The organism is Polynucleobacter sp., assembly GCF_030693775.1.
Taxonomy (GTDB): Bacteria; Pseudomonadota; Gammaproteobacteria; order Burkholderiales; family Burkholderiaceae; genus Polynucleobacter.
Window position 1 is genome coordinate 119,209 of record NZ_JAUXZY010000005.1, and the last position, 12,373, is coordinate 131,581.

Here is a 12,373-nt window from a genome sequence, read left to right on the forward strand (position 1 = left end):
AATAAGATTGTGGCATGAACTCCGCCCCAAATGCGCCTTCCTCACCCAAAACGGCCCCGCCCTCCGTGATTCCAGTGATGCTGCCTGACGTTTCTTTAAGAGCGCGCAATAGCTTTGGATTTGACGTTCTTGCTGAGCAAGCCTATTCCATTACCGATGCTGAGCACATTGGGGCTGTGATGGAAGCAATTAAGGCAGCAAACCTACCCTGGCGTGTACTGGGCGGCGGTAGCAATGTGGTCTTGCCACCAACACTATCCGGCGTGACCTTACTCATGGATATTGCCGGGCAGGCGATCACGCAGCAGGATGAACGCGGTGCTGTAGTGTCGGTTGGGGCTGGCGTGAACTGGCATGACTTTGTGATTTGGACGCTCGATCACAGCCTGCCTGGCCTAGAAAATCTCGCGCTAATTCCTGGTACGGTGGGCGCTGCGCCGATTCAGAATATTGGCGCTTATGGCGTTGAGGTCGGTGAATACATCCAATCGATCGAAGCTTACGATTGCCATTCCAAAACCCTGGTCAATTTGCTGGCGAGTGAATGCGCATTCACGTATCGCAACAGTATTTTTAAAGCCCATCCCAATCGATACATCATTACGCGCGTGCATTTTTACTTGCCCGCTGCGTGGAGTCCCCGTTTACGTTATGCCGATTTGGCTGCTGCCTTTGTAAATCGCCATGTACCAACAGCGGAAGAGGTCATGGTGGCGGTATGCAAGATTCGTAATCGCAAACTACCCGATCCAAAATTGATCGGCAATGCCGGTAGCTTCTTTCAAAATCCGATTGTGGAGAAGGCGCAGTACTTGGCATTACTGAAGCAATTCCCTGAATTGGTGTCCTACCCTGAAGGAAATGAACAGGAGGGAAAGCGCAAATTAGCTGCAGGCTGGATGATTGATCACTGCGGCTTTAAAGGCTTACGCGCTGGCGCTGTGGGCGTTTATCAACACCAAGCCTTAGTCCTCGTCAATCATGGTGGCGGCAGTGCCGATTCGGTCTTAGCCTTAGCAAAAACCATTCAAGACAAAGTGCAAGATACCTTTGGCGTTACTCTTGCGATTGAGCCGATTCGTTACTGAGGCTTCACCTTAGCTAGCGTAACTTCCGCACTGCCTTCTGCCAACTGAATGCGGTAATCGTGCTGAGCCAGCAGCTGATCTGGCTTACGCACTGCGCCCGCGCCCTCTTGCAAAATCACCGCATAACCCCGCTCCAAAGTACGCTGCGGACTGAGTGCCTCTAACTGCGCGGCAAGATGCTGCTGATGCCGCTGCCAGTATTGGGTTCGCACCATCCACGATTGTCCGAGGCGCTGCCGAAGATTCTGAATCTGCTCGCGCATCCGCTCGGGATTGGGCATGGCATGATTTAAACGCAGCGCAAATTGATCGAGTGTCTGGGCCTCGCGCTCGAGTCGCCGCTCTACAGCTTGCGTCATGCCCTGCTTGAAACTAGCCAACTCGGCTAGCAATTGATCGCGGCGCGGCGCGGCCATCTCAGCTGCGCCGGTCGGCGTGGGTGCGCGCAAGTCGGCAACAAAATCTGCAATCGTGGTGTCGGTTTCATGCCCTACGCCGCAGACGATCGGCAACGTGGATTCTGCAATAGCGTAGGCCAACTGCTCATGATTGAATGCCCACAAATCTTCGATACTGCCGCCACCCCGCACAAGCAGAATCACATCCACTACCGCCTCCCGATTAGCCTGTTCGAGTGCCGCGATAATGGTGAGGGGTGCTTCTGGGCCCTGCACTAAGGTGGGGTAAATCACAATCGGAATGTGTGGCGCTCTGCGACCTAAGGTACTCAGGACATCCTTTAATGCTGCTGCCTGCGGCGAGGTGACGATACCAATCGCACGGGGGTGCGTAGGAATGGGGCGCTTTCGCTCTGCTTCGAATAAGCCCTCTTTGGCTAACTTAGCTTTGAGCTTTAAAAAGGCCTCATATAGCCCACCCGTACCTGCGCGGCGCATCACCTGGACGGTTAACTGGACATCCCCACGCGGAACATATAAGCCGAGACTGGCTCCAACCTCTACCAAATCCCCCGATTGGGGCATAAAGCCCACTTGGGCATTTTTGCCCCGGAACATCACGCAGCGAATCTGCCCCTCCTCGTCTTTTAAGGAGAAGTACCAGTGCCCGCTGTCATAGGCCTTAAAGTTCGATACCTCACCGCTAACCCAGACGGAATCAAACTGGTCCTGTAAGGAGCTTGCAATGGCGCGGTTTAGATCGCCAACACTCAGAATGGGGTTCGGTATTTCAGGCATTTTCTAGGGGTCGATTTTGGTGAATAAATAGGGTTTTACTGGATAGGCCTAATACATATCCACAGTCTTGAATGGCATTATCGGGCTCAATTAAGAAGTAAGTGTTTGCTGACCCATAACGTCGTATAAATCTGACACTTGCATCATAAGATATTGATTCATATATATAAATTATTTTAGGTTCAGCTCAGTTTACTGCCATTGTTTGGGGTGCTACACCACAAATCAAGGACTTACAGCAAATAGGGTCAAAAGTTTTGCACAGAGTTATCCACAGCCCAAGCAAAACCCCGCCAAAGCCAAATTTTTTGAAAAATATCAAGCTTCTAGCAATCCCTGTCCACCTGGAAGCCCATTTCATTTCAGCTAAAGTACTGATCTTATGTACACCATCTTACTGTCTGCCGGTTGGCCCATTTGGCCCCTATTAGCCCTCTCCATTGTTGGCCTCGCCATTCTGATGGAGCGAAGTTGGTATCTGCGTCAGAGGCACATTGCCCCACAGGCTGACCTGGAAGTTGCTTTTGGCATAGCCGAGGGATTAGCAAGCGGTAAAGCAGCTCCAACTGGCTTAATTCAGGATCTGCGCCAAAACTCCGTCATCGGCACGCTCCTCGCCTCCATTCTTTCTGAAAAACAGGCAGGGCATTCAGCCGGGCAGGCAATCGAAGAGCTTGCAGTACTCGCAGACACCACTTGGATTAAGTTGGAACGCTATCTTGGAGCCCTTGCCACGATTGCAACCCTTGCCCCGCTCCTCGGCTTATTTGGCACCGTGGTTGGCATGATTGAAATTTTTGGTAGCCAAGGAATAGTGACTGGTAGCGGCGGTAACCCGCAGCAGTTGGCAAACGGCATTTCGATTGCGCTCTACAACACCGCATTTGGACTCTTGATTGCGATACCGGCCTATGCCGGTTGGCGTGGCTTACGTGCCTTGGCTGATCAACGCCAGCGGGAGTGCGAAGAGTTGGCGCGCCAGCTGTTTAAAAAACTCTATCCTGAAAATACATGAGCTGGATTGCGCAACGCTTAAGCGGTCAGCGAGTCAATATCGGTTCGCTACGGAATGCTAATCGGTTTGCCCGTGCCGAGCCAGAAATCAATCTCATTGCATTTATTGATGTGTTGCTAGTGGTCTTAATTTTCCTCATGGTTTCAACCACCTTTACGCGCTACAACGAACTGGCGATTACATTGCCGACTGCCAGCGGTTCGGATACGTCGATCAAGCCGCAGTCCATTACCATCACTGTGAGCCGCGATGGTCGCTACGCCCTCAACGGCAAGGTCATCGATCGCAGCCAATTGGCCGTATCCCTTGGCAAAATCGCTAATCCATCGGCACAGAGCAGCCTAGAAAATAGTCCACAAGTGAATATCGATGCCGATGCCAGGGCACCTCATCAGGCAGTGATGCGCGCACTGGAAGCAGCGCGCGATGCGAATCTCCCTAATGTCGTCTTTAGTAGTCAAGGCAGCAAATAATGCGGTCTTTTAACCGTGCATAAGGCGCCAATCCAGGGTCGATCAGCGCCCGCCTTTTGGGAGCGGCGTGGCTTCCTAAGCTGGCTTCTGTGGCCTCTATCCAAAGTAGTTGGTCTATTTGTGGCGAGCAAAAATGCCCTGCGCGATCTCGGCATTGGAGTAGGAAAACCATTTTCAGTACCCATCATTATTGTTGGCAATCTGCGCGTCGGTGGCACAGGCAAAACCCCGATCGTCATTGCGCTCGCTGAGCGTCTGCGTGCCCGTGGTTTTTATCCGGGCATCATCAGCCGGGGCTATGGTGGTCGCAGCCACTCGAAGCAATCGAATCCAATCGAGGTCAGCAGCAAATCAGATCCCGTCGTGGTTGGCGATGAACCCGTGCTGATGGCACAGCGTACGCAAGACGCAATACCCATTTGGGTATGCCCAGAGCGCCGCAAGAGCATTCGTGCGCTCCTTAATGCCAACCCCGAAGTCAACATCATCATCAGCGACGATGGCTTACAACATCAAGACCTGATCCGTTGGCCAGCGCGCGAAGGCGGCCGTGATATTGAAATCATCGTACGCGATCACCGCGGTGAAGGTAATGGCTTTTTGTTACCGGCCGGCCCCTTGCGTGAGCCTGCTGATCGGGATCGTGACATCACCTTAGTCACTGGGAGCAGTCAAGGCGCTGATAGCCCCACTGATGTTGCCGATGGATTGCATTACATTGCTGACCGCCCTGCATTTACACTCGCACCCACCTTAGCGTTTGCCTATCCTCTGCATGAGCCCAGCCAAGCTATTTCACTTGAGATCCTATTGGCACAGAACAGCAGTGCACCAATCACTGCAATTGCTGCGATTGGTAACCCCCAGCGATTTTTTGATGGCATTCAATCTCATCTTCCATACCCTGCTGCGCCATTGAAAGGCATTGCATTGCCGGATCATGGGCAGATTGATGTCGCCCTGCTTAATACGCTGGATGCGAAGTGCATCTTGATCACCGAAAAGGATGCCGTAAAATGCGCTCATATTGATGATCAGCGTATTTGGGTTGTGCCGATGCAACTCACCCTACCGAATGCACTGATGAATTGGGTTGAGTCGATTCTCCAAAGACCGGATCCGAATGCGATGCACAGCGAGCCTAGAGGGAAAAAAGATGGATAAGCGTTTACTTAGTATTTTGGTTTGCCCTTTGTGTAAAAGCGGCTTGCACTTAGACGAGCAGCAGCATGAATTAATCTGCAGAATTGATAAGCTTGCTTACCCGATTCGGGATGGCATTCCGGTGATGCTAGTGGATGAAGCGCGCACCTTAACGCCTGAAGAAATACAGGCCTTGTAAGTTAATCGATTTTGAACACACTCACCCTCCCCGAATTTAGCGTTGTCATTCCGGCACGCTTAGGCTCTACCCGCCTTCCCCGCAAACCCCTGGCGGATATCGCCGGCAAGCCCATGGTTGTCCGCGTTGCTGAGCAGGCAAAACGCTCTGGCGCACAGAGCGTGATTGTGGCAACTGATTCAGGGGAAATTCAGGCAGTATGCGATGCCCATCGGATCGAGTGCCTCCTCACGCAAGCCGATCACCCTACCGGTACCGATCGAATTGCTGAAGTTGCGCAATTGTTAAAGTTGCCTGGCGATGCATTGATTGTGAATGTGCAAGGCGATGAACCGTTGATTCCGCCAGAGCTGATTAATCAGGTTGCACTGGCATTAGCAGCTCACCCGCAATGCGCGATCGCCACAGTGGCGACGCCCATCACTGATCCAACAGAAATCAATAATCCCAATGTGGTGAAGGTGGTACTCAATCGCCACAATGAGGCCATGTACTTTTCGCGCTCGGTTATTCCATTTGAACGCGATGCAGCAATTACTAAACCCCCATACCTGCGGCATTTGGGGATTTACGCCTACCGGGCGAGCTTTCTAGAGGCCTATGCCCGCCTCGACCCAGCGCCGCCAGAACAGGCAGAGTCACTCGAGCAGCTGCGCGCCCTATGGCATGGCTATCGCATTCAGGTTCATATTACGGCGGATGTACCTCCTGCCGGGGTCGATACTGAGGCGGATTTAGAGCGTGTGCGGCTCGCTTTTGCATCTCGGGGATAATCCTAGGAAAGTTCCGGCCAATAGGCTTACAAAATACGGGACAATGACGAATTGAGGGGAGAATAACAATGCGGTTAATCCTATTGGGCGCACCAGGCGCCGGCAAAGGAACACAAGCTCAGTTTATTTGTGAGAAGTTTGGTATTCCGCAAATTTCGACGGGCGATATGCTGCGTGCCGCAGTCAAAGCGGGTACGCCCCTCGGCGTTGCTGCAAAAAAGATTATGGACTCAGGAGGCCTCGTTTCTGACGACATCATCATTGGTTTGGTGAAAGACCGCCTCAAAGAATCCGATTGCAATCATGGCTATTTATTTGATGGCTTTCCACGCACTATCCCCCAAGCACAAGCCATGAAAGATGCGGCTGTGCCAATCGACTTTGTACTTGAAATTGATGTCCCCTTTGATGCCATCATTGATCGCATGAGTGGTCGCCGCGTTCATCCTGCCTCAGGTCGCAGCTACCACATTAAATTTAATCCGCCCAAAGTAGAAGGCAAAGACGATGTCACGGGTGAGCCTTTAATTCAGCGGGATGACGACAAAGAAGAAACCGTACGCAAGCGCCTGCAGGTCTACACCGATCAAACCCGCCCATTAGTGGAGTACTACTCTAGCTGGGCCGCTAGCGGTGATTCTGCGAAGGTGAAGGCGCCTGCTTATCGCAAGGTCAGTGGCACAGGCACTGTGGACGACATTACGAATTCGATCTTTGCAGTATTGAAGTAAATATAAAAAAATTTATAAAAGTTTTATATGTGTCGTAAGCAATAGCCGTTCTATCGAATCAACTTATTGCACGCACAAGTGCATTCTCTAAAATGGAGGGTTGATTCTTAGAAAGGTTTATATGCCAACAATCAGCAGTTTTTATGGCATCCTCATTCGAATGTTTTTCAATGATCACGCGCCTCCTCATTTTCATGCTGAATACGGTGAATACAAGGCCATAATCGATATTAAGACCCTATCCATTTTGAGTGGCGCACTTCCTAGACGGGCTCACGATTTGGTGTTAGATTGGGCCCATAATCATCAACTTGAGCTACTAGAAGATTGGGATCTATGTATGTCTAAACAGCAGCCAAAATACATAGAACCACTAAAGTGAGATTGCTATGGATTGGGATGTAAATCAGGTTAAAGTTGTCGGCCCTCTACAGTTAGAGGTAGTCTTTGCCGACGGCACCCGCGGTCGTGTGGTGTTTGAACCAACCCACCTGACTGGCGTTTTTACTTCACTTCAAAATCCAAACTTCTTTAACCAAGTCAGAATTAATGGTGGTGCAGTCAGTTGGCCTGGCGATATTGATTTAGCTCCAGATGCCATGCACGAGGCAATTCGCAAATCCGGGGTATGGGTACTGCGCTAATGTATCGTCCAGCTTTTCCCTACTTCAATTCTTTCAGCGCACTCTCAAACGATTCGATATCGGCAAAGCTACGATAGACCGACGCAAACCGAATGTAGGCGACTTTATCCAGGCGCTTAAGCTCACGCATCACGAGCTCACCAACGCGGTCGCTGGCAATTTCTTTCTCGCCCGTTGCCACCAGCTTTTCTTCAATACTAGCAATCGCTTCATCCACTAAATCAGACGATACCGGACGCTTACGCAGAGCGAGCTTGATCGAGCTCGCTAACTTGTCATGGCTGTAATCAACCCGGCTGCCATTCTTTTTGACGATCGCCGGAAATGTCAGCTCAGCGCGTTCATAGGTGGTAAAGCGTTTGTCACAGCTGGTACAGCGTCGGCGGCGGCGCGTGGTATCGCCCTCGTCTGACACCCGGGTATCCATTACCTGGGTGTCCTCGCCGTGACAAAAAGGGCAGCGCACGAATCAGTTTCCGTAAACCGGGAAGCGCTTCGTTAGAGCATGCACTTGGGCTTTGACTTTCTCAATGTTCGCCGCATCATTTGGGTTGTCGAGTACATCAGCAATAAAGTGACCCACCTGAATCGATTCGGCTTCTTTAAATCCGCGGGTGGTCATCGCCGGTGAACCTAAGCGGATACCGCTCGTTACCATCGGTTTTTGTGGGTCATTGGGAATGCCGTTTTTATTGCAGGTAATGTGTGCATCACCCAATACTTTTTCCGCCTCTTTGCCCGTCATGTTTTTGCTACGCAAATCAACCAACATGACATGTGACTCAGTGCGACCTGAAACAATCCGTAAGCCACGCTCAATTAATGTATTGGCTAAGGCTTGTGCATTGGCAATCACCTGCTTTTGGTAGTCCTTAAAGCCAGGCTCCAAGGCCTCTTTAAATGCAGTTGCTTTAGCAGCAATCACATGCATCAACGGGCCGCCTTGCAAGCCTGGGAAGACGGCAGAGTTAATGGCTTTCTCATGCTCAGCCTTCATCAAAATGATGCCGCCGCGGGGGCCACGCAAACTCTTGTGGGTGGTTGAGGTAACGATGTCGGCGTGCGGTACTGGATTGGGATAGACGCCAGCAGCAATCAAACCGGAGTAGTGGGCCATATCGACCATGAAGATGGCGCCAACTTCTTTGGCGACTTTGGCAAAGCGCTCAAAGTCGATGTGAAGCGAATATGCCGATGCGCCGGCAATGATTAACTTTGGCTTGTGCTCGCGTGCCAAACGCTCCATTTGCTCGTAATCAATGGCTTCGTTTTGATCAAGTCCATAGGAGATCGGGTTAAACCACTTGCCACTCAGATTGAGTGCCATACCGTGAGTCAGGTGACCACCTTCGGCCAAGCTCATGCCCATGAAGGTATCGCCTGGCTTTAAGAAGGCTAAGAAAACGGCTTGGTTGGCAGAGGCGCCGCAATGGGGCTGCACGTTGGCCGCCTCAGCACCAAATAAGGTCTTTACGCGATCAATCGCCAGTTGCTCGGCGACATCCACAAACTCACAGCCACCGTAATAACGCTTGCCTGGGTAGCCCTCAGCATACTTATTGGTCAACTGGGAGCCTTGCGCCTGCATTACGGCGGGCGAAGTGTAATTCTCAGAAGCAATCAGCTCAATGTGGTCTTCTTGGCGGCGATTTTCATTCTGAATTGCGGCCCAGAGTTCGGAATCGGTCTTGGCAAGGGTGTTTTGGCGGTCAAACATAGCGATAATCCTGATTTAGTTGGATTGGTTAGATAAAATCAACCTACATAATACAAAACACCTATGAACCCGACCGAAGACCTCTCCTTTTTATCCCTTATTCTCAATGCCAGTTTGATCGTCCAGCTGGTCATGCTGATCCTCATCACCATGTCAATTGCATCTTGGACCGTGATTTTTAAGAAAGGATCGACCCTGCGGGGCGTACGACGCGATACCGAACGCTTTGAGCGTGACTTTTGGTCTGGCGGCGACCTCAATACCCTCTTAGAGGCTGCGCAGCGCAATAACCGCAGCTCAGCTGTAATGGAGCGTATTTTTGCGGGTGGCATGCTGGAGTTCTCCAAAGCACGTGAAATTGATGCAGCGCGCCGCGCCATGAAGGCGACCTACCAACGTGAGATGGATCTCTTGGAGGCCAATCTGCCCTTCCTGGCCTCCGTGGGCTCAGTATCCCCTTACATCGGCTTATTTGGCACCGTTTGGGGCATCATGCACGCGTTTAAGGGCTTGGCCAATGTTCAAAATGCTACTTTGGCTGCGGTTGCACCTGGCATTGCTGAGGCCCTAGTCGCTACCGCCATTGGTTTATTTGCGGCGATTCCGGCAGTCGTTGCTTACAACAGCAATGCGACTGAAATCGATCGCTTAGCCATTCGGTTTGAAACCTTCATGGAAGAGTTCACCAACATCCTGCAGCGCCAAGCTGCCCATCGTTAATTGCTTGCCTTAAGGAATAACTAAGCGAATGGCCCAATCCAGTCGATCATCCTTTCGGTCTAATCGCCGCCGCGCGATGTCGGACATCAACGTCGTTCCTTATATCGATGTGATGCTCGTCTTGCTCATCATCTTTATGGCGACGGCGGCATCCGTTAATCCAGGCATCGTTAATTTGCCTACCGTTGGTGGCGCAAAAACACAAACTCTGCCCCCCATCTTTTTATCGGTGGATGCCAATGAGAATATTACGGTGAAGCGCGAAGGTGAATCATCGCAAACGCTCAGCCGTTTGGAGCTCGGTGCATTTGCCCGCACCCAAGCTGAGAAGTCCGCCGATCAACCGGTTGTACTAGCGGCCGACAAGTCGGTGAAATACGAAGTCGTCATGGATGTGATGGCCAAACTCAAAGAGAATGGCGTCAAGCGGGTTGGTCTTGCTGTTAAGAGCCAGTAATTTCATGGACGTATCTCCCAGCACATGCTGAACCCATGAATACCGCACAACAATGGCCCTCGCCTTTTTCACGGGCACAGCCAATCAAAACCGAAAGTAGCGCACGCGCCTTCTCGTATTCGATGTTGGCGCATTTGGCGCTCATTGCAATGTTCACGATTGGCATTAATTGGCGTACCAGCGCCCCAGGGGGAGTCGAGGTTGAGCTATGGGATTCGACCCCTGTAGCCCAGCGCACTGAAACGCCACCACCGGCGCCCATGAAAGAAGAGGTGGCCGATATTGCGGTCAAGAAAAAACCAGCAGAAAAAGAGCCTCCTAAAAAAGAGGTAGTGAAAGAAGTGCCTAAGCCAGCCAAGGTAACGCCGCCGAAAGAAAAAGCCAAAGAGCCCGAGAAGCCTAAAAAAGCAGAGGAAGCAAAAGCACTCACCCCCGCACAAATTAAGGCCAACGCTGCTGCGGAAAAAGCGCGCGCCGATCAACTCGCAAGACTACGCGCTGCCGCAGGTGCTGAGGGCGGCAGCGGTGGTCAAGTTGGCAGCAGTGTTGGCGGCGGCGGCAATGCACCGCCAGCGTATGCGGATAAAGTGCGGCGCAAGATTAAGCCCCTGATTGTGTTTAACCCTGAATCACTAACGGGCAATCCAGCCGTAGTGGTCTTAGTTGATCTTGCGCCCGATGGCGCGATCTTGAAGCGCAGCGTGGTCACCTCCAGCGGCATTCCCAGCTGGGACCAAGCGGTTTTACAGGCGCTGGATCGTGCAGAAACCTTTCCAAAAGACGACAATGGCATCATTCCCATGCGTCAAATGAGACTCACTTTTAAACCCAAGGATTAATTCCATGCGGACACTCCTCCTGCGACTCCTGCGCCCTCTGATTGGCTTAATTGCGACCCTGGGCTTTTTGAGCCCAGCTATCGCACAAATGAATATTGAAATCACGGGTGTAGGTCAATCCCTCTACCCTATTGCGGTAATGCGTTTTGAGGACGAAGGGAAGTTGCCTACCAGCGTGACAGAAATCATTCGTCAAAATTTAGCGCGCAGTGGTTACTTTAAAAATACTGAGAGCGGCAATGCCAGTGAGAGTGATGAAGGCACGCCTAATTACAAAGCGTGGTCAGCTCGCGGCGCTGATGCCTTGGTTGTGGGCTCTGTAAAACAAACCGGCCCCACTCAATTTGAAATTCGCTACAAGTTATTTGATATTCGGAAGCAGCAAAGCTTAGATGGTTTGCTGATCACCTCAAGTAGTGACAATCTGCGCCAAGCCGCACATAAGATTTCCGATGACATCATTTATAAGTTACTGGGTGAGCGCGGGATCTTCTCGACGCGCCTCTCCTATGTCATTAAAGACGGCAACCGCTACCGCCTGGTGATCTCGGATGCCGATGGTCAGAATATTCGCAATGCCCTCAATAGTGCCGAGCCGATTATTTCGCCATCGTGGTCTCCCGATGGAAAAAAAGTAGCGTACGTTTCCTTTGAAGATCGTAAACCCGTTGTCTATGTTCATGAGCTGGCAACCGGTCGCCGTGTATCGCTCTCCAATCAAAAAGGCAATAACAGTGCGCCAGCATGGTCACCAAATGGTCAGACCGTTGCGCTGGCCTTATCGCGTGATGGCAATACGCAGATTTATTCCATGAATGCGGATGGCAGTAATTTACGTCGCCTCACCCAAGGCAATACGATCGATACCGAGCCGCAGTACTCTCCCGATGGTCGCTCGATTTATTTCACCAGCGACCGCGGTGGCAATCCACAAATCTACCGCATGAGCGCGGATGGCGAGCGGGTCGAAGGGGCTAGACGTGTGACCTTCAAACAATCGTTTGCGACCTCACCGCGGATATCGCCGGACGGCAAGCTCATGGCTTACATCGCCAATGTAGGTGGTGGCTTTCGGGTACATACCCTCAATTTAGCCACTGGCGAGACCCGCGCCCTAACGGATACCGTTCATGATGAATCCCCCTCTTTTGCGGCCAATGGCCGTTACATCCTGTACTCCACCCGGGTTGGCGGTAAGCGGGTACTCGCTGCCGTTTCAGTCGACGGGCAATCAAAACAGGTATTGAGTATTCCGGGGTCTGATGTCAGGCAGCCCTCCTGGGGGCCCTTCATGGATTAGAGTCCCTTTCTAATTCAGGGACGAGAGGGCATAATAGAGTCATAGTGGCATTGTCATCAATGCCCACCACTCATACTG

General features: G+C 51.6%; 16 protein-coding genes. 13 read left to right on the forward strand and 3 right to left on the reverse strand.

All coding sequences use genetic code 11. The features are described from left to right. Nucleotides 1-14: 14 nt before the first annotated feature. Nucleotides 15-1,088 carry a UDP-N-acetylmuramate dehydrogenase gene (gene murB, locus Q8M75_RS08560; RefSeq protein WP_305488509.1) on the forward strand — a complete coding sequence of 358 codons (1,074 nt, stop codon included), beginning with the start codon at nt 15-17 and terminating at the stop codon, nt 1,086-1,088. Here murB and xseA read toward each other — a convergent pair. Next, nucleotides 1,082-2,284, reverse strand: coding sequence for an exodeoxyribonuclease VII large subunit (gene xseA, locus Q8M75_RS08565; RefSeq protein WP_305488511.1), 1,203 nt, complete (start codon nt 2,282-2,284; stop codon nt 1,082-1,084). The two genes, murB and xseA, sit on opposite strands and share 7 nt — an antisense overlap. A 382-nt stretch (nt 2,285-2,666) precedes the next feature. On the opposite strand from xseA, the gene Q8M75_RS08570 reads away from it, so the two are divergent. The 8 genes from Q8M75_RS08570 to Q8M75_RS08605 all read left to right on the forward strand — a co-directional run bounded on the left by Q8M75_RS08570 (nt 2,667) and on the right by Q8M75_RS08605 (nt 7,262). Further along, nucleotides 2,667-3,299: a MotA/TolQ/ExbB proton channel family protein gene (locus Q8M75_RS08570; protein WP_305488513.1), complete on the forward strand. Its 633-nt coding sequence runs from the start codon at nt 2,667-2,669 to the stop codon at nt 3,297-3,299. After that, nucleotides 3,296-3,772 (forward strand): biopolymer transporter ExbD, encoded by a 477-nt coding sequence (locus Q8M75_RS08575; RefSeq protein ID WP_305488515.1) that lies wholly within the window; start codon nt 3,296-3,298, stop codon nt 3,770-3,772. Before Q8M75_RS08570 ends, Q8M75_RS08575 begins: the two co-directional genes overlap by 4 nt. A gap of 15 nt (nt 3,773-3,787) precedes the next feature. Continuing rightward, entirely contained in the window at nt 3,788-4,936 is a 1,149-nt protein-coding gene (gene lpxK, locus Q8M75_RS08580) for a tetraacyldisaccharide 4'-kinase (protein ID WP_305488517.1), read from the forward strand. Next, a complete protein-coding gene (locus tag Q8M75_RS08585; RefSeq protein WP_305488519.1) occupies nt 4,929-5,114 on the forward strand; it encodes a Trm112 family protein in 186 nt (61 codons plus the stop codon). Before lpxK ends, Q8M75_RS08585 begins: the two co-directional genes overlap by 8 nt. Before the next feature lie 8 nt (nt 5,115-5,122). Then, nucleotides 5,123-5,887, forward strand: coding sequence for a 3-deoxy-manno-octulosonate cytidylyltransferase (gene kdsB, locus Q8M75_RS08590; protein WP_305489094.1), 765 nt, complete (start codon nt 5,123-5,125; stop codon nt 5,885-5,887). A 68-nt stretch (nt 5,888-5,955) separates the two neighbouring features. After that, nucleotides 5,956-6,618, forward strand: coding sequence for an adenylate kinase (adk, locus tag Q8M75_RS08595; RefSeq protein WP_305488521.1), 663 nt, complete (start codon nt 5,956-5,958; stop codon nt 6,616-6,618). A 121-nt stretch (nt 6,619-6,739) separates the two neighbouring features. Beyond that, the gene (locus Q8M75_RS08600) at nt 6,740-7,000 is read left to right on the forward strand and encodes a DUF4160 domain-containing protein (protein WP_305489096.1); all 261 of its coding nucleotides are present in this window, start codon (nt 6,740-6,742) and stop codon (nt 6,998-7,000) included. Between the two features lie 7 nt (nt 7,001-7,007). Then, complete coding sequence (locus Q8M75_RS08605; RefSeq protein ID WP_305488524.1) at nt 7,008-7,262, forward strand: DUF2442 domain-containing protein; 255 nt, start codon at nt 7,008-7,010, stop codon at nt 7,260-7,262. A gap of 19 nt (nt 7,263-7,281) precedes the next feature. Here Q8M75_RS08605 and nrdR read toward each other — a convergent pair whose 3' ends face one another. After that, on the reverse strand, nt 7,282-7,728 hold the full coding sequence (gene nrdR / locus Q8M75_RS08610; RefSeq protein ID WP_305488526.1) for a transcriptional regulator NrdR: 447 nt from the start codon (nt 7,726-7,728) through the stop codon (nt 7,282-7,284). 3 nt (nt 7,729-7,731) lie between these two features. Further along, nucleotides 7,732-8,979 (reverse strand): serine hydroxymethyltransferase, encoded by a 1,248-nt coding sequence (gene glyA / locus Q8M75_RS08615; RefSeq protein ID WP_305488528.1) that lies wholly within the window; start codon nt 8,977-8,979, stop codon nt 7,732-7,734. 63 nt (nt 8,980-9,042) lie between these two features. Between glyA and tolQ the strand changes: the two genes are divergently transcribed. Genes tolQ through tolB form a run of 4 tightly spaced genes read left to right on the forward strand, consistent with a single transcriptional unit; the run spans nt 9,043 to nt 12,295 of the window. Further along, entirely contained in the window at nt 9,043-9,699 is a 657-nt protein-coding gene (gene tolQ / locus Q8M75_RS08620) for a protein TolQ (RefSeq protein ID WP_305488530.1), read from the forward strand. A gap of 28 nt (nt 9,700-9,727) precedes the next feature. Continuing rightward, nucleotides 9,728-10,156, forward strand: a complete 429-nt coding sequence (locus Q8M75_RS08625) for an ExbD/TolR family protein (RefSeq protein WP_305488533.1) — start codon at nt 9,728-9,730, stop codon at nt 10,154-10,156. Nucleotides 10,157-10,191: 35 nt separating this feature from the next. Continuing rightward, nucleotides 10,192-10,995: a cell envelope integrity protein TolA gene (gene tolA, locus Q8M75_RS08630; protein ID WP_305488536.1), complete on the forward strand. Its 804-nt coding sequence runs from the start codon at nt 10,192-10,194 to the stop codon at nt 10,993-10,995. Between the two features lie 4 nt (nt 10,996-10,999). After that, complete coding sequence (tolB, locus tag Q8M75_RS08635; RefSeq protein ID WP_305488539.1) at nt 11,000-12,295, forward strand: Tol-Pal system beta propeller repeat protein TolB; 1,296 nt, start codon at nt 11,000-11,002, stop codon at nt 12,293-12,295. Nucleotides 12,296-12,373: the final 78 nt, after the last annotated feature.